This is a genomic window from Curtobacterium sp. Csp2 (assembly GCF_013347165.1).
The window spans coordinates 2,597,970-2,614,730 of sequence record NZ_CP054593.1; the positions used below are offsets into that span (position 1 = coordinate 2,597,970).

18 protein-coding genes and 2 pseudogenes are annotated in these 16,761 nt (G+C 72.4%); 8 read left to right on the plus strand and 12 right to left on the minus strand.

The annotated features are described in order from the left end of the window. A pseudogene (locus tag HUN59_RS19445) lies at positions 1-182 on the minus strand (LacI family DNA-binding transcriptional regulator); the annotation flags it as partial. Positions 183-369: 187 nt separating this feature from the next. Between HUN59_RS19445 and HUN59_RS19750 the strand changes: the two are divergent. From HUN59_RS19750 to HUN59_RS12590, 6 genes and pseudogenes are all read left to right on the plus strand, one after another. Beyond that, on the plus strand, positions 370-543 hold the full coding sequence (locus HUN59_RS19750) for a hypothetical protein (protein WP_254629872.1): 174 nt from the start codon (positions 370-372) through the stop codon (positions 541-543). Positions 544-558: 15 nt separating this feature from the next. Further along, positions 559-1,890: pseudogene (locus HUN59_RS12570) on the plus strand (MFS transporter); the annotation flags it as partial. After that, entirely contained in the window at positions 1,883-2,854 is a 972-nt protein-coding gene (locus HUN59_RS12575; RefSeq protein ID WP_174778531.1) for an alpha/beta hydrolase, read from the plus strand. The pseudogene HUN59_RS12570 and the gene HUN59_RS12575, both read left to right, overlap by 8 nt. 212 nt (positions 2,855-3,066) lie before the next feature. Beyond that, on the plus strand, positions 3,067-3,492 hold the full coding sequence (locus HUN59_RS12580; RefSeq protein WP_254629874.1) for a hypothetical protein: 426 nt from the start codon (positions 3,067-3,069) through the stop codon (positions 3,490-3,492). A gap of 142 nt (positions 3,493-3,634) precedes the next feature. Next, positions 3,635-5,419: a S53 family peptidase gene (locus tag HUN59_RS12585; protein WP_174778532.1), complete on the plus strand. Its 1,785-nt coding sequence runs from the start codon at positions 3,635-3,637 to the stop codon at positions 5,417-5,419. Between the two features lie 5 nt (positions 5,420-5,424). Next, positions 5,425-7,515: a hypothetical protein gene (locus HUN59_RS12590; protein ID WP_174778533.1), complete on the plus strand. Its 2,091-nt coding sequence runs from the start codon at positions 5,425-5,427 to the stop codon at positions 7,513-7,515. Positions 7,516-7,613: 98 nt separating this feature from the next. Here the strand turns inward: HUN59_RS12590 and HUN59_RS12595 are convergent, their stop codons facing one another. The 4 genes from HUN59_RS12595 to HUN59_RS12610 form a co-directional block, all read right to left on the minus strand. Further along, positions 7,614-7,916, minus strand: a complete 303-nt coding sequence (locus tag HUN59_RS12595; RefSeq protein ID WP_229666829.1) for an ArsR/SmtB family transcription factor — start codon at positions 7,914-7,916, stop codon at positions 7,614-7,616. Between the two features lie 81 nt (positions 7,917-7,997). Further along, positions 7,998-8,153: a hypothetical protein gene (locus HUN59_RS12600; protein ID WP_058741442.1), complete on the minus strand. Its 156-nt coding sequence runs from the start codon at positions 8,151-8,153 to the stop codon at positions 7,998-8,000. Between the two features lie 119 nt (positions 8,154-8,272). Beyond that, positions 8,273-8,530: a LacI family DNA-binding transcriptional regulator gene (locus tag HUN59_RS12605; RefSeq protein ID WP_368076162.1), complete on the minus strand. Its 258-nt coding sequence runs from the start codon at positions 8,528-8,530 to the stop codon at positions 8,273-8,275. A 149-nt stretch (positions 8,531-8,679) separates the two neighbouring features. Next, positions 8,680-10,200, minus strand: a complete 1,521-nt coding sequence (locus HUN59_RS12610; protein WP_174778534.1) for a SulP family inorganic anion transporter — start codon at positions 10,198-10,200, stop codon at positions 8,680-8,682. A 236-nt stretch (positions 10,201-10,436) separates the two neighbouring features. Between HUN59_RS12610 and HUN59_RS12615 the strand changes: the two genes are divergently transcribed. Continuing rightward, positions 10,437-10,826, plus strand: a complete 390-nt coding sequence (locus tag HUN59_RS12615; protein ID WP_174778535.1) for a MerR family transcriptional regulator — start codon at positions 10,437-10,439, stop codon at positions 10,824-10,826. Between the two features lie 149 nt (positions 10,827-10,975). On the opposite strand, the gene HUN59_RS12620 is transcribed toward HUN59_RS12615, so the two are convergent. From HUN59_RS12620 to HUN59_RS12650, 7 genes are all read right to left on the minus strand, one after another. After that, the gene (locus tag HUN59_RS12620) at positions 10,976-11,275 is read right to left on the minus strand and encodes a metal-sensitive transcriptional regulator (RefSeq protein WP_058741446.1); all 300 of its coding nucleotides are present in this window, start codon (positions 11,273-11,275) and stop codon (positions 10,976-10,978) included. Then, a complete protein-coding gene (locus tag HUN59_RS12625; protein WP_174778536.1) occupies positions 11,272-11,571 on the minus strand; it encodes a rhodanese-like domain-containing protein in 300 nt (99 codons plus the stop codon). The genes HUN59_RS12620 and HUN59_RS12625 overlap by 4 nt, the downstream gene beginning before the upstream one ends. Before the next feature lie 42 nt (positions 11,572-11,613). Beyond that, the gene (locus HUN59_RS12630) at positions 11,614-13,248 is read right to left on the minus strand and encodes an FAD-dependent oxidoreductase (RefSeq protein WP_174778537.1); all 1,635 of its coding nucleotides are present in this window, start codon (positions 13,246-13,248) and stop codon (positions 11,614-11,616) included. 296 nt (positions 13,249-13,544) lie between these two features. Then, positions 13,545-14,144: a DUF305 domain-containing protein gene (locus HUN59_RS12635; protein WP_174778538.1), complete on the minus strand. Its 600-nt coding sequence runs from the start codon at positions 14,142-14,144 to the stop codon at positions 13,545-13,547. A gap of 105 nt (positions 14,145-14,249) precedes the next feature. Continuing rightward, a complete protein-coding gene (locus HUN59_RS12640) occupies positions 14,250-14,705 on the minus strand; it encodes a hypothetical protein (protein WP_174778539.1) in 456 nt (151 codons plus the stop codon). A gap of 84 nt (positions 14,706-14,789) precedes the next feature. Beyond that, positions 14,790-15,815, minus strand: a complete 1,026-nt coding sequence (locus HUN59_RS12645) for a cation diffusion facilitator family transporter (RefSeq protein WP_174778540.1) — start codon at positions 15,813-15,815, stop codon at positions 14,790-14,792. Further along, positions 15,812-16,174: an ArsR/SmtB family transcription factor gene (locus HUN59_RS12650; protein ID WP_258554756.1), complete on the minus strand. Its 363-nt coding sequence runs from the start codon at positions 16,172-16,174 to the stop codon at positions 15,812-15,814. Before HUN59_RS12650 ends, HUN59_RS12645 begins: the two co-directional genes overlap by 4 nt. Before the next feature lie 70 nt (positions 16,175-16,244). Here HUN59_RS12650 and HUN59_RS12655 point away from each other — a divergent pair, with 70 nt between their 5' ends. Then, positions 16,245-16,688: a hypothetical protein gene (locus HUN59_RS12655; protein ID WP_144801980.1), complete on the plus strand. Its 444-nt coding sequence runs from the start codon at positions 16,245-16,247 to the stop codon at positions 16,686-16,688. Positions 16,689-16,761: the final 73 nt, after the last annotated feature.

Below are 16,761 nucleotides of genomic sequence, written 5' to 3' on the forward strand. Positions count from 1 at the left end.
CCCTCGACGTCGTCACCGACGACCGCGGGCAGCCAGTCGCCGGGGTGCCGGTTCGTCGCGATGATCGGGACGGGCAGTTCGGCCAGACGCGGTGTCCGCGCGGACAGGTGCAGGGAGCTGACGATCAGCCCGTCGACCTGACGAGAGAGCAGGAAGTCCACGGCCTCGAGCTGCGCGCCCATGTCGTCCGGCGGCGTGGTGAGCAGGACCTGGTACCCGGCGGACCGCGCGGCCCCGCACCTGCCGCTGGCGACACGGCGCGGTCTGCGCTACCGTCGGCGCCAGAGGGAAAAAGCCTCCGGTCCCGATCGGCGGCAGCGCGTACGTGACTCGTGGGAGTCGCCACTTCTTCGTCGAAGGAGTGCGCCCGTGTCCGTACCGATCACCCGTCCGGGGTCACCGCAACGCCTGCGTGACGCCTGGGTCGCCCTGGCGGGGCTGTCCGCCGTGTTCCTGTTCGAGATGCTCGACAACTCGGTCCTCACCGTGGCCCTGCCGACCATCGGCCGCGACCTCGGCGCGTCGACGTCCGCGCTGCAGTGAGTCTCCGGCGCGTACTCGCTGGCGTTCGGCGGCCTGATGCTCCTGTTCGGCGCCGTCGCCGACCGGTTCGGTCGCCGCCGGGTCATGCTCGTCGGACTCGTCCTGCTCGCCGGGGTGAGCGTCGCGACCCTCGCCGTCACCTCGGTCGAGGGGCTGGTCGTGGTCCGCGCGCTCACGGGCGTCGCGGCGGCGATGACCACCCCGGGTGCGATGGCCCTCGCGTTCCGCCTGTTCGACGCCGAGGACCTGCGCGTCCGGGCCCTCACCGTGATCTCCACCGCGGGCCTGGTCGGGCTCGCGGTCGGACCGACGGTGGGCGGGCTCGTCCTCGCCGTCGCCCCGTGGCAGGTCCTGCTCGTCGCGAACGCGCCCGTCGCCGTGGTCGCGTTCGTCGGGATCCGCGCCGGCATCACCGCCGACCACGTGACGGACCTGCGGTGGGACCCGGTCGACGTCCTCGGGGCGGTCCTCGGCACAGCCACCGTGGCCGGGGTCCTCGTCACGCCGACCGTCGCGGTCGCGGCCGGCGGGCAGGCCGACGGAGCAGCCGGCGGGCCAGCCGGCAGCCCGCTCCTGTGGTGCATGGTCGCCGCGACGCTCGCCGCCGCGACCGCGTTCGTCGCGCGGCAGCGGACCGCCGCCGCGCCGCTGCTCGACCTCCGGCTCGTCGCGCGTCCGCTCGTCGCGAGCGGACTGCTCTACAAGGCCGCCGCTGGGCTCGCGACCGCTGGCCTCTCCTGGACCGTGACCCTCCAGCTGCAGGTCGTGTGGGGGTGGCCGCCCGCCCTCGCCGCGGTCGGGACCCTGCCGCAGGTGGTCGTCCTGCTCGTGAGCGGACGATTCGTCGGGCCGTTCGTCCGTCGGGTCGGCCTGCGCACGGCAGCCTGGACGAGCTCGGTCGCGATCGTCCTCGGGCTCGCCGTCTCCGTCACCGCGACACCGCTCGGCTACCCCGTGGTCGTCGTGGCGCTCGTGCTCGTCGCAGCGGGCATGCGGGTCGTCGGCGCGGTCGCCGGGGCCGAGGTCCTCGCCGGGCTCCCCGCGGACCGCACCTCGGTCGGTGCCGCGCTCGTCGACACCGCGAGCGAGGTCGCGACCGCCGCGGGGGTCGCCGTCGCGGGGACCGTCCTGGCGGCGCTCGTCCCCGGGGCCGTCGCCGCCGCGCACCTCGACGCGGCCCACCGTGCGGCGGTCGGCGGTGCACTGTCCGTCGCCGGCGTCGCCCTCACCGTGGTCGCCGCCGCACTCGTGGCGGCCGGGATGCTCCGCGCCCGACAGCACGCACCCGACCGCCACCAGCCCGTCACCCCGTCCCGCCACACCGACCAGGAGTCCGCCGATGTCTGAGTCCACCGTCCGCCCGCCGTTCGACCCGGAGCTCGACGTGTTCCTCACCGCCCCGCAGGCCCGGGGTCCGATGGCCCTCACGCCCGAGGCGCTCCCCCGCATGCGTGCCCTCGAGGTCCCAGAGGCCGTGCTCGACGCCCACCTGCACGAACTCGGCTACCACCGGCGGAGCGTCACCGTGCCGGGCCGCCTCGGCGACCCGATCGACCTCGCCGTCATCCGGCGCACCGACTCGACCGGCCCCGTCCCCGCCGTCTACTCGATCCACGGCGGCGGCATGATGTTCGGCCACCACCTCGGGAACCTGGACTCGTTCGACGACTGGCTCCTCCGCGACCACGACGTCGTCCTGGTGAGCGTCGACTACCGGCTGGCCCCCGAGCACCCGGACCCCTACCCGGTCGAGGACGCCTACGCCGGCCTCGTCTGGCTCGCGGAGCACGCCGTCGAGCTCGGCGTCGACCCGACGCGGATCGTCGTCGCCGGGCAGAGCGCCGGTGGCGGGCTGGCAGCAGGCGTCACCCTGCTCGCCCGCGACCGGCAGGGTCCGGCGGTGGCGGCGCAGGTCCTCGTCTCCCCCATGCTCGACGACCGCGACGACACGGTGTCCGGCCGCCAGTTCGACGGGGTCGGCGTCGCCGACCGACAGATGATGCACGTCGCGTGGGACGCGTACCTCGGCGAGCGCCGCGGGACCGACGCCGTCGATCCGTCGGCCGCGCCGGCACGTGCGACGGACCTGTCCGGGCTGCCGCCGACGTACCTGGACTGCGGGAGCGCGGAGGTGTTCCGCGACGAGACCGTCGCGTACGCGAGCGCCCTCTGGGCCGCCGGGGTCGACGCAGAGCTGCACGTCTGGCCGGGTGCCTTCCACGGCTCCACGAGCATGGTCCCGGACGCCGTCCTGTCACGCGCGGCGGTCGCCGCGCTGGCAGGGTGGACCGCCCGCCTGCTGGCGCGCTGACCCGGGTTCCCACCGACGGACGGGAGGCACGGTGCCGGCTGGCACCGTGCCTCCCGTCCGACGGGTGGTGACGGTCGTGACCGGTGCGGACGACCGCACCAGACGATCGTCTGGCGGGGCAGACTGGAGGCGACGTCGCGGACCCGCGACGCGCACCAGGAAAGGAGCGGACCCTGTCCGGACCGACCATCTCCCTGCGCCTCGGCGCCCCCGTGTACGCACAAGCCCTCCGCTACACGGCGATGTTCCACGCCAAGCCGTTCGCCGAGGCCCTGCTGGTCTACCGCGAGGGCGGGACCTACACGATCCTGTCGCCGGGCGAGGACCACCACGGCTGCTACGTGTCCGCGACGCTCCCCCTGGACCCGCCGAGGCGGGTGCAGTTCACGTCGTTGCCGTCGACCGACTGGAGCGACGACGTCGCGACGCACGTCCTCGGGTTCGCGCCGGACACCGGGGGCTTCACGCAGGAGCTCCACCTGCCCGGGGAGCCGGTCCCCCGGGTGCAGCACGGGTTCGCGGCACCGGTCGACGGACCGCGGTCGATCGACACCACCCGAGGCTGGTCGATCCTCCGCACGGAGCACGCGGCGGCCTTCGACCGCGCTCGGGTCCTGGCGGGCGCTGCCGCGCGGTAGCCGTCGGGCACCGGGCCCCCGGCAGGGTGCGGGCAGACCGCCCGAGCGCTTGTTGATAATGATTCTCAACAGGCGCTACAGTTCGGTACGCGGCAGCCAGCCGCGTTCCCCGTTCTCCTCCGTCTCCCCAGAAGTGGACCCCATGCGCCCACCCCTCGTCCTCGGAGCACTGGCCGTCACCGCCGTGCTCACCGGAGCCCTCGCGCTCCACCCCGTCCCGCCGGACGCTCCCCTCCGGCCGCTCGCCGGGTCCGTTCCCCACTGGCCCGCGGGCGTGCAACGCACCGGCACGGCCCGCACCGGCTCCGTCTCGTTCTCGGTCCTCCTGGCTCCCGATCGGCTCGCCGGAGCCCCGTCGATCCGCGGGTGGCTGCAGGACCACGGACTGCACGCGGCACCCGTGCGCCCCGCCGCGGCGTCGATCCCGGTCGAGGGTCCGGTCGACCAGGTCGCCGACGCGTTCCACACCACCTTCGCCCGGTACCGCACCGCACAGGGCACCGTCGTGACCGCACCGGAGCGCCCGCTGTCGGTCCCTCGCGAGCTCGCAGCAGTGACGGGCATCGCCGGGGTCGTGGTCGCGGACACCATCCGCCCGACCGAGGTCGCGAGGGGCACCTCCCCGACCGTGCGGGGCCACGTCCTCGCGGACGACGGGACCTGCGCGGCCTACTGGGGCGAGAAGGTCACGACCGACTGGCCCGCCTCGGTCGTCGTCGATCACCGGTCGAACGCACTGTGCGGCTACGGGCCGGCGCAGCTGCGCGAGGTCCACCACCTGCCCGCGGACGTCACCGGTCGCGGTGCGCGCATCGCGATCGTGGCGGCGTTCGACGACCCCGACGTGGAGCAGGACACCGACACCTACGCCCGGGCGACCGGAACACAGCCCTTCACCGCAGGGCAGTACCGGAACCACGCCCCGGACGCCCCCGACGTGGACCGCTGCGGCGGCCCGGAGGCCTGGACCGAGGAGCAGCACCTGGACGTCCAGGCGGTGCACGCCATGGCGCCGGACGCCACCGTCGACTACTGGGGCGCGGCCGACTGCGGGACGACCGCCATGTACTCGCGCATCCTCGACGCCGTCGAGGACGGCCACGCCGACGTCATCAGCCTGTCCTTCGGGTCGACCGAACAGCTGGACACCGCGGACGACCGCGCCCTCCTGAACAGGGTGCTGGTGGAGGCCGCGAGCCAGGGCATCTCGGTGTTCGCGTCCTCCGGCAACGACGGCGACTACAGCGACGCGGGTGACCACGGTGCAGGGGCCTCCGTCGCCTCGCCGGCCTCCAGCCCGTACGTGACCGCCGTCGGGGGCACGAGCACCGGCCTCGCTGCGGACGGCTCCGTCGCGGTCGAGGCCGGATGGGAGACGCAGACCCGCTTCGCCCGGAACGGCGCCGTGATCCCGCCCGGGTTCGCCTACGGCGCCGGCGGTGGCGAGTCCGGCACCTCCGCCCGACCCACCTGGCAGCGGGACGACATCCGTCGCGGCGGCACCGGGCGCCTCGTCCCGGACGTCGCCTCGATCGCCGATCCCGACACCGGGTTCGTGACCTACGGACCGCACCACGGGCGGACGGAGTACGCGGCGCACGGGGGCACGAGCCTCGCGACGCCGATGGTCGCGTCGATGGTCGCCATGTCGAAGGCCGTCACCGGACGTCGCATCGGCCTCGCGAGCCCCGCGCTCTTCGCGCTCCGCGGCACCGCGGCACTCCGCGACGTCCACCCGACCTCCGCCGCGACGTGGTCGCCGCGCGGCCCCGACGCCGGCGCACTCTGGCCGGAGACGATCGCGATGTGGGACACACGACCGCAGAGTCTGCAGTCGGGTCCTGGCTGGGACGACGTCACCGGCCTCGGCGTCCCGGACGGACGCGCCTTCATCGAGCGGTTCGGTGCGACGGAGGCCGGACGGTGAGCCGGATGACGCATCGTCGCGCGAACCGCAGCGACCGCATCGCCGTCGTCGTCGGCATCGTCGTCGCCGGGCTCCTCGGCATCGGCGTGACCGTCCCCGCGATCGCCGCGGACAGCGCGCCGCTCGCCCGGGCAGCCGGCGTCGAGGTGGTCGACATCGACGGCGGCTCCTTGATCGACCCGACCCCGACCGCCGCCTGGCACGACGGACCCGCGGCGACGGCGGACGCAGCCGGCACCGGTGACGTCCTCAAGCTGAACACCACCCGGACGTCCGGCCTGCACGTCAGCGCTGGGCCAGACGGCGCGGAAGCGACCATCGCTTCGGGGACCTTCACACTCCGGGACCGGCCCGCGGTCACCTTCACCGACCTGCGCGCCACCTGCAGCCCCGACGGCGAACAGACCGTGACGTTCGGCCACCTCGCGATCGGCGGGACCGACGTCACCGCCGCCGCCAGCGGTCACCTCGGATGGAGCACCGATCTGCCGCCGTCGGTGTACGGCGCGACGAAGGTCCTCGTCGGCAGCACCACGACGGACGGTGACGGGTCCAGCACCACGGTCGGGCTCCGCATCGAGGCCGAGGCCGGCGCGTCGGAGATCTGGCGGATCAGGGCCGGGTCGGTGACCTGCGCCGGTGCCGCAGCCTGGCCGACACCGACACCGACACCGACACCGACACCGACACCGGGCGGTGGGTCCGGAGCGCCCGGCGGATCCGGAACAGCGGCCGGCCGGTCCGTCAGCGGCGTGACGGTCACCGCGCCGGACGGCACGGTCCTGATCGACGGGCAGCCCGCCGTCCGCGGCACCGGAACACGGACCGTCGCCACGGCACGGGCATCGGACGGCTCACCCTCCGTCGCGACGGGGGTCACCGTCTCGTCCGACGACGCGGGCGGCTCGGACGTCGCGGTGTCGTCCTTCCAGCAGCTCCCGGGAGCACCCACCGACCCGCTCGCGGAGTACCGGTGGACAGCGCTGCGGATCGCCGGGCTGCACGCACACGTCGACACGTCGGGCGCGATGACCGTGACTTTCGACGACACCGCCGACGCGGTGTTCGCGAACGGCATCTGGGTCAACACCTCCACCGACGTCTACACGGGTCTCGCCCCGGACGGCACCCCGCGCGTGCGCATCGACTTCGGGGAGCGCGTCCGACACGACGACGGCAGCGTGACCCTCACCGCGCTGCACTACCGCGACCTCACCGGCGAGTATCCCGACGTCCGCCTCGGCGTCGTGTCGATCCCGGCGCAGCACAGCGGTGGGACCACCCCGACGCCCACCCCGACCCCCACGTCGACTCCGACCGCCACTCCTGGTGAGGGCGGAGTCGGAACGTGGTCGGCGTACGGTGTCCGGACGACCGGCCCGAGCGACGTCTCTCCGCGGCCCCTCGTGGGCCCCGCGGCCGGGACAGCGGCCACCGACTCAACGACCGCGGTCGTCGGCGACGGCACCCTCGGGCAGGTCAGCGCCAGCGACGCCGAGGTGCACTCGACGCGGGACCGCGGCGAGGCCCGCCTGGCACACCTGGTCCTCTACCCCGGGACACGGGCAGCCGTCGACCTCCGCGACGTCCACGTCGTCGTCACGCCGTCCGCCACCGTCGTCACCACCGCCGGCGGGTCGGTGGCCGGGACCCGTGTCGCCGCCGGCGCCGTGGCGGCCGGGACGAGGATCACGGTCCCGGGCGGCACCGGGACCTTCGTCCTGAACGACCAGCAGACCGGCCCCCGGTCCCTGTCGGTCCGCGCACTGCGGTTCACCGACGTGGCCGGGCTCGGAGCGGACGTCACGGCCGCGGTCGTGACCACCGAGCACGTCCGCGCCGACCCAGGCGGTACGCCGGGAAGCGGCGGGTCGAGCGGCGGGTCGAGCGGCGGTGGTCCGGCGGGCGGAGCCGACCGGTCACCCGGCGCGCTGAGCGGCGACGGATCGAGTCCCACCGGGACCAGCGGGTCCCGCGCCCGCGGACTCGCCTTCACCGGCGCCTCCGTCGGTGCGGGCACGATCGCCGCCGCAGTGCTCCTCGGCGCCGGTGGCCTCGTTCTCACCGTGCGACACCGGCGGCGGCGCGCTCGATGAGCGGTCTGCACCGACCCCCGTGCGGACCGGACGCGCCGGTGCGCGGTGACCGGGAGAACCGCTCGTGGGTCCTGTCGCTGGCTGCTCCCCGACCCCGGTCACGAGAGCGGAACGTGCTCCTCGAGGGTGTGCGTCACGGCATCCGCCACGATGTGTGCGACGTGCGCGTCGGCCAGGGAGTACTCCGCCTCGCGACCGTGTCGGACCACCGCGACCAGCCCGGCAGCCCGGAGCGTCCGGAGGTGCTGGGACACGAGGGGCTGCGAGAGCCCAGCGGCCTCCGCGAGGCCCCCGACCGTCGTCGGGTGGTCCCGGAGCAGGCACAGCAGGTGCAGTCGCGACGCTGACGACAGGACCTTGAAGAGCTCGGCCGCAGGTTCGAGGTTCGCTCGGGGTGTCACACGGAAACAGTAGTCCGCGGACATGCGTCGCCACAGCACGGGCGCCCTCCCGTCCGGGAGAGCGCCCGTGCTGGAACCGGCTCAGTGCTCGTCGTAGTGTCCGTCGTGCTCGGCGTGCTTGTGACCGTCGTGCAGGTAGTCGACGTGATCGTCGTGCTGCACGGCTTCGTGGCCGCAGTCAGCCGCGTGCTGGTGTTCGGCGATGGTGTGCTCGGCGTGGGTCTCGGTCCCTGCCATGGGGTCCTCCTGTGCGTGTGACAACGGTGTGGTGCCATTGAACTCGACACATGCATCGATTGCAATGCTTTCATGTGAGAGCTCGACAAGCTCGTGACACAGGGACCCGCGCGCCTCGATCAACGGCGCTGCTCAGCGGAGGCGTCGAGCCCGTCGCACACCCACGCGAGCGCGTCGTCGGCCGCATGGATCCGCCGTCGACGTGCGAGTGCCGCAGCATGGTCGTCGCGCACGTACCCGAGCGCGTGGACCGCCTGCTGGACGCGAGCCCGCGTGGTGGGGCGGACGTTGGTGGCGCCGTTGAGGACGCGGGACACGGTCTGGTGGGAGACGTGCGCCGCGGCAGCGACGTCGTGGATGGTCGGTGGTCTCGTCACTGCTGGCTCCTCGCGAGGGATCGTGTGCGAGCACCGCCGGTGGACGACGCGACGGTGCCCGCCGCGAGGCCGGTGGATCAGGAACCGGCCTCGCTGCGCCGCCCGTTCACTCGGTGCCCCGGGTCGGGGCCGGGCGGAGGTCTGTCAGGTCAGTGACCGGTGCCGAGGTTGCCGGCGAGGCGGCCGTGGAAGGCCTGGCTGGCGTCGTTCATGCCGCGGATCTCGACCCGCTTGCCGTGCTGGTGGTACTTCGTCTCGATCGAGTCGAGCGCGGCGACGGTGGAGGCGTCCCACACGTGCGACTTCGTCATGTCGATGATCACGAGCTCGGGGTCGCCGGAGTAGTCGAACTGGGTGGTGAGGTCGTTGGAAGAGGCGAAGAACAGCTCACCCTCGACCGCGTAGAGCGCGTGCTGTTCACCGTTCGGGAGCGTCTCGATGCTCCGCGAGACGTTGGTGAAGTGGGAGACGCGGCGGGCGAAGACGATCATCGCGGCGATGACACCGATGATGACGCCGATGGCGAGGTTGTCGGTGGCGACGACGATCACGACGGTGAGGGCCATGACGATCGTCTCGCCGATCGGCATCCGCTTGAGAGTGGAGGGCTTGATGCTGTGCCAGTCGAAGGTGCCGACGGAGACCATCACCATGACGGCGACGAGGGCTGCCATCGGGATGATCGCGACGATGTCACCGAGCCCGACGACGAGGACCAGCAGGAACACGCCGGACAGGAACGTCGAGATGCGGGTGCGGGCGCCGGAGGCCTTGACGTTGATCATCGTCTGGCCGATCATCGCGCAGCCGCCCATCCCACCGAACAGGCCGGAGGCGATGTTCGCGACACCCTGCCCGAGGGCCTCACGGGTCTTGCGGGAGCCGGTGTCGGTGACCTCGTCGACGAGCTTCGCGGTCATCAGCGACTCCAGGAGTCCGACGAGCGCCATGGCGAGGGCGTACGGGGCGATGATCGTGAGGGTCTCGAGGTTCAGCGGGACGTTCGGGATGAACAGGGTGGGGAGGCTGTCGGGCAGCTTGCCCTCGTCGCCGACGGTCGGGACGGCGATCGACGCGAACACGGTCACCAGGGTCAGGACGACGATCGCGACCAGGGGTGCGGGGATCGCCTTTGTGAGGCGTGGCAGCAGGACGATGATCGCGATGCCGGCGGCGGCGATCGGCCAGACCAGCCAGGAGACGCCGATGATGTTCGGCAGCTGCGCGGTGAAGATCAGGATCGCGAGCGCGTTGACGAACCCGACCATCACGGACCGGGGCACGAACCGCATCAGCTTCGCCGCACCCAGTCCGCCGAGGATCAGCTGGAAGATCCCGCCGAGGAGGACGGTCGCGATCAGGTAGTCGAGGCCGTGCTCCTTCATCACGGGGGCGACGACGAGGGCGATGGCTCCGGTGGCACCGGTGATCATCGCAGCGCGGCCGCCGACGAACGAGATGACGACAGCCATCACGAACGCCGAGAACAGCCCGACGCGGGGGTCGACGCCGGCGATGATCGAGAACGAGATCGCTTCGGGGATCAGGGCGAGGGCGACGACGAGGCCGGCGAGGACCTCGCGGAGCAGGATCCTCGGGTTCCGCAGTGCGGACAGGACGGTGGGACTCGGATGTGCCTGCACGGGCACGGACTGCGTGACGGTCGTCACGGTTCTCCTTCGGATGGGGGATGCGGGCGCTGCGCCCGCGAGAGCTGTTCGTGGGGCGCGTCATCGCGCAGGGCCGGCGGCGTCGAAGCGTCCGACCGGTCCCGACTCTTCCGTTGCGGAAAGGTTGGAACGTCCCAACCTTACCGCAACGGAAGGGTTGCTGCGCAAGGGGGTGCTGCGCGCCGCCGGGCACTACGCTCTCCAGGACGCACCACAGCCAGGGGAAGGCACGCACGATGACGGACGACCCGGCACCGACGACGATGCACATCGGCGAGCTCGCCGACCGCACCGGCCTGTCGAACCGCACGATCCGCCACTACGACGAGGTCGGGCTCCTGCGCCCGTCCGGCCGCACCGAGGGCGGCTTCCGCCTCTACACGGAGACCGACCTCGCGCGATTGCTCATCATCCGACGCATGAAGCCCCTCGGGTTCACGCTCGACCAGATGGCCGACCTCCTCGCGGTCGTCGACGCGCTCGAGGACACCGCGGACACCACCGAGCGGGCTCGTCTCCGGACACAGCTCGACGAGTACGTCCGCGACACCGAGGAGCGGCGCGCGCGGCTGCGACAACACCTGGCCATGGCCGACGAATTCCTCGGCATCCTCCGCAGTCGGTAGCGGTCCCGAGCGGCGCCGCGCGCCGCGCCGTCGAGCGGCCGCCTGCTGGCTCGCGTTGGTGGTGATCCCACCACCAACGGACGGGAGGCACGGTGCCGGCTGACACCGTGCCTCCCGTCCGTCCGTGGCCACGTCGGGGCGGACGCCCGTCAGGCGAGGGTGAGGAAGAGCTTCTCGAGTTCGTCGACGGTCAGCCGCTCGGGGGTTTCCTGCCCGCCTGCCTCCGGCGCATCCGTGATGCACTCACGCATGGCGGTGGAGATGATCGCGAAGCCGGCGCGGTCGATGGCGCTGCTGACCGCGGCGAGCTGGGTCACGACGTCGCGGCAGTCGCCGCCGCCCTCCACCGCGGCGATGACCGCCGCGAGCTGGCCCTGGGCGCGCTTGAGCCGGTTCGCGACCTTCCGGACGGCGGCCCCGTCGTGCAGGGAACGGTCCGCGCCGCTCATGCCACGTCCACCGGGTGTCCTGCTGCCCGCCAGGAAGCGGTGCCGCCGGCGACGTCGACCGCGGCGAACCCGGCTGCGGTCAGCACCTCGGAGGCCCGGGCACTGCGGCCACCGGACTGGCAGACGACGTGGACCGGCGCACCGGTCGGGATCTCACCGAGGCGGTCGCCGAGCTGCGCGAGGGGGATGTTCGCGGCGCCGGGCACGTGGCCGGCGCGGTACTCGTCCGGTTCCCGGACATCGATGACATGCGCGCCGGGTGTCGTGGCGAGTTGGTCGACGGTGATCTGCTGCATGGTGTCTCCAGTCTGGTGCGTGGCGGTCGGGAGCACGTCGGGTCAGGCGGCGGCGGTTCCCGCGGTCCAGGTCTTGTAGCCGCCGTCGAGGTTGCGGACGTCGTACCCGAGCTGCGTGAGGAGTCGGGCGGCGGTGTGGCCGCGCTGGCCGACCTGGCAGTGCACGACGACGGGCCCGTCGGGGAGTTTTCCGAGACGGAGGCGGAGCTCGTCGAGCGGGATGTTCACCGAGCCTGGGATCGCGCCGGCGGCGTGCTCGGCGGGGCTGCGGACGTCGACCAGCACCGCACCGTCGTCCAGCGCGGCGGCGAGTTCGTGCCACTGCACGGTGCGGGTGGCGCCGGTGGCGGTGTTCTCGGCGACGTAGCCGAGCATGTTGACCGGGTCCTTTGCGGATCCGTACTGGGGTGCGTACGCGAGCTCGAGGTGGGACAGAGCGGTCGCGGTCAGTCCTGCTGCCATCGCCACGGCGATCACGTCGATTCGCTTGTCGACCCCTTCGCCACCGACGATCTGCGCGCCGAGGATCCGATCGGTCGCCGGGTCAACGAGGAGCTTCATCGCCATGGACTCCGCGCCCGGGTAGTAGGTGGCGTGCAAGGCCGGGTGAGTGTGCACGACGCGGTGGGGCCGTCCCGCCGCGACGAGTCGGCGTTCACTCCAGCCCACGAGCGCGAGCGTCGTCCCGAGCAGGCCCAGGATCGCGGTGCCGAGCGCGGGGACGGCGTCCTCGGGTTCGGTACCGGCGATGTCGTCAGCGACGGCGCGGCCGTGCCGGTTCGCGAGTCCGGCCATCGTCACCAGGGTGGGAGCACCGTCGAGCTGATCCAGTTTCTCGACCCCGTCGCCGACCGCCCACACGTGCGGCTGCGAGGTACGGTGGCGTCCGTCGACCGCGATCCCGCCGGTCGGACCGACGGCGATGCCCGCGGCGTCGGCGAGCGAGCGGTCCGGCCGGACACCACTGGCCTCGACGACGAGCACCGTGTCGATGCTGCTGCCGTCGCTGAGGTGGACGCGCCCCGGCTCTGCCCCGGTGACCGTCGTCCCGAGCCTGACGTCGACGCCAGCACGCCGGAGGGTGCGCAGGACCGGCGCGGCCATCTCGGGGTCGAGCGGCGACAGCACCTGTCGGCCGCGGGAGACCAGGGTCACCTGCGCACCGCGCGCACGGAGGTTCTCGACGGCCTCGAGCCCGACGAACCCGGCGCCGACGACGACCACTCGGGGTTCGGGCCCCGCCTGCTCGAGGACCGCGAGGATACGGTCGACGTCCTCGACGCTCCGGAGCGTGTGCGTGGGGACGTGCTCCGCAGACGGACCCGGCGAGGCCGTGGCGCCGGTCGCGAGCACCAGCTCGTCGTACGCCTCGATCCGCTCGGCGCCCGTCGTGAGGTCACGGACCGTGACGGTCCGTGCCGTCGGGTCGATCGAGACCACCTCGTGGCGCACGCAGACGTCGAGGGCGAACCTGCTGGCCAGCGACTCCGGCGACTGGAGCAGCAGCGACGACCGCTCCGGGATCACCCCACCCACGTGGTACGGCAGGCCGCAGTTGGCGAACGACACGTGCGTGCCCCGCTCGAACACCGTGATCTGCCGGGCCTCGTCGAGGCGTCGGAGCCTCGTCGCGGTGCTCATGCCCGCCGCCACACCACCGATGATGATCGTCCTCATGTCGAGAAAGATACCCCCGGGGGTATATTCCTGCAAGTAGTCGCGCTCGCGACCACGTCGAGACGGATGGAGTGACGATGTGCCGACAGGTGACCTGCAGGACGTGCGGGAAGACGACGTGGGCGGGGTGCGGGCAGCACGTCGACCAGGTGATGCGCGGGGTGCCACGACAGGACCGTTGCGTGGGCCACGAACGGCAGCAGTCCGGCGGCGGGATCTTCGCTCGGCTCTTCGGGCGATGACGGGACGGCGTGGATCACGGCGTGCCGGTCGGCCCGCCGCGATCCACGCCGGGATCACATCGCCGCGAGCATGTCCTGCATCCGGATGATCTGCTCGGTCTGACTCGACACGATCGACCTCGCCATCGCGACCGCCTCGGCGTTCCGGCCCTCGTCGACCTCGGCCTTCGCCATCTCGACGGCGCCCTCGTGGTGCTGGATCATCTGCTCGAGGAACAGCTTCCCGGCGTCCTGCGCAGACGCCTGGTCGAGGTCGGTCATGTCGGAATCGGACATCGTCCCGGACATGGCCTCGCCCGTCCCGGAGTGCTTCGACGCTGTGGGCGCACCCCATGCCCGGAGCCAGCTGGTGAGCTGCTCGATCTCCGGCGACTGTTCGGTCTTGATCTGCTCCGCGAGGGCAGCGACGTCCGGATCGACGCCGTCACCCTTCGCGAGGAGCATGTCGCTCATCTCGATGGCCTGCTCGTGGTGCGGCAGCATCATCTGCGCGAACGTCACGTCATGGTCGTCGTGCGCCGACGCGGCCGGCGTCGACGACGAGGACGAATCGGCCTCGGAGCGGGTGTTGCTGGTGGAGCACCCGGCGAGGGTGAGGCCCAGGGTCAGCGCGGCGGCGATCGCGAAGGTGCGTGTGGTCGTGGTGGTGTGCATGGTCTTCCGTTCCCGTGGATGCGTCAGGTGTTCCGGGCAGGCGGACGCCTCCCGGATCCGGGCACGCGGGAGCCACCCTCCGCGGGTGGGGTCCCGCAGGGCGGATCAGATCCGGATGACCTGCAACGCCGTGGGTGACGGTGGTCTCGGTGCCGCCATGCGGCGTGGCTGCCGGCCGGCCAGCGCGAGCAGCCGCGACAGCAGCGCGAGGACGCCGCCGGTCCGTGCGCGCAGCAGCACCCACGTGAACAGCGTGATCGTCAGCGCGCAGGCCATCCCCATCAGGGAGCACATCAGTGCGCACAGGCCACCGTCGCAGCCGGCGTCGGCGAGGACGGTCATCATCGCGGTCTGGGGCGCCGCGTGCTCGCCGTGCTCGGCGGTCGCGACGTGGCCGTGCTCGGCGGTGGCCATCGGAGCAGCCGTCGAGTGCTCGTGGGCGGCGGTGTGCCCGGCCATCGAGTGCATCAGGACCGTGAACCCGACCAGCAGCAGGAGTGCCAGCGTCGCCGTGGTCTGCAGCAGCAGCCGGCGACGCGGGGAGGCGGTGGTGGTGAGCATCAGTCTTCCGAGCGGACGGATCGGGCGCGCGCTCCCATGGTGCGGCACGACCGCGGGCTGCGGCAACCCACCGTCAGATCATGGTCACCGGTGCTGCACGTGGACGGCGGGCGTGACGGTGAACTCGTCGACGTTGCCCATCACCTCATGCACGTGTTCGGCAGCGTGCTCCGCGATGTGCTCGGCGTCGTGCAGGGACGACGCCGTGACCGCGACCGTGGCGGACCCGGTGAGCCGGTGCCCGACCCAGCGCAGCCTGATGTCCCGGACGGCTTCGACACCGGGAGTGTGCTCCAGCGCGTGCTCTGCCCTGCCGAGGAGCGCGGGATCGATGGCATCCATGAGCCGGGCACCGATCGACTTCACGGTCCCCCAGAGGAGCACCATGATCGAGACGGCGATGAGCAGGCCGATGATCGGGTCAGCGATCGGGAACCCGAGGAGCACACCGATCGCGCCGAGGACGACCGACAGTGACGTGAACCCGTCGAGACGAGCGTGCACCCCGTCGGCGACCAGAGCGGCTGAGCCGATCTTCCGGCCGACGCGGATGCGGTAGATCGCGACCGCTTCGTTGCCGGCGAAGCCGATGAGACCGGCGGCGACGAGCAGCCACGGGTTCTCGATCGGTCGCGGGGTGATGAACCGGTCGATGGCCTGCCACCCTGCGACGACGGCAGAGAGAGCGACGACGAACACGATGAACATGCCTGCGAGGTCTTCCGCGCGGCCGTAGCCGTAGGTGTAGCGGCGGTTCGCGGCCCGCCGGCCGACGACGAACGCGATCCACAGCGGCACCGCGGTCAGGGCGTCGGCGAAGTTGTGGATCGTGTCCGCGAGCAGCGCGATCGATCCGGTGAACGCGACGATCACCGCCTGCAGCACCGTGGTGGCGAGGAGGACGAACAGGCTGATCTTCAGGGCGCGGACGCCGGCGGTGCTGGCCTCCATCGCGTCGTCGATCGAGTCCGCGGAGTCGTGCGTGTGCGGCACGAACAGGTCGTGGAGGAACCCCTTCACCCCACCGTGCGGATGCGAGTGGCCGTCCCCACCGTGGTCGTGGTCGTGGTCGTGTCCGGCGTGGGCCACCGTGCGGTCGTGCCCGCTCATGCGCTCCCCCGCTCTCCACGGTGGTGGTGCGCAGACCCGACGACGTGCTCGGCCTGCTTCACGGCGTCGACCACCAGCTCCGATGCGTGCTCGTCGGTCAGGCGGTAGTAGACCGTGGTCCCGTCGCGACGTGTGGACACCATCCGCGCGAGACGGAGCTTGGCCAGGTGCTGCGACACCCCGGCGGCGCTCTTGTCGACGACCTCGGCCAACCGGTTGACGGACAGCTCCTCGGCGTCGCGCAGCGCGAGGATGATCTTCACGCGGGTGGCGTCGGCGAGCATCGCGAACACCTCGACGGCGAGCTCGACGTACTCGGACTCCGGGCTCAATCCGCAGGGTTGCTTGTCTACGTGCACACGCAGATAGTACACAATGGTGACCGCTCTGGAGCCGGAGGCCCCGGAGGCGAGCCCGTATCCTCGCGGCGTGACCGATCACCTGTGGCACCAGCGCGACCCCATGCAGGCGCGCGGTCCGGCCGGGGCGGGACGGACGTCCGCCGGCTGGTTCGCGCTGGCCCTCGTGCTGGTCTGGTCAGCAGCGATGGCACTCGCGCTGTCGGTCGCGAACAGTGTGTCTGCGGCGGACCTCGCCAGCACCGCGGTGCCGCGGCATCCGCTGGACGACCCTCCCGTACCGGTCGCGCGAGCAGAGTTCCTCGCCGGGCTCATCGGCATCACGGCGCTGCCGAGCGCGCTCGTCGTCATCGGTCTCGGGTACCGAGGCGTCGTCCGGGGCTGGGTCGCGGGGCACCGCGTCGGATGGGTCGCCCTGTGCATCGGCGCGCTCGGCCTGCTCCCGGCGCTCCTCGCGACCATCTTCGGCGTGGTGATCTGCGTGTTCGACGGCGGGGCGCTCACGGCGGGGTGACACCGCATCGGCCTCGGCCAGCGGCGGGACAGGCGGACGGGAGGCGCGGTGCCAGCTGGCACCGCGCCTCCCG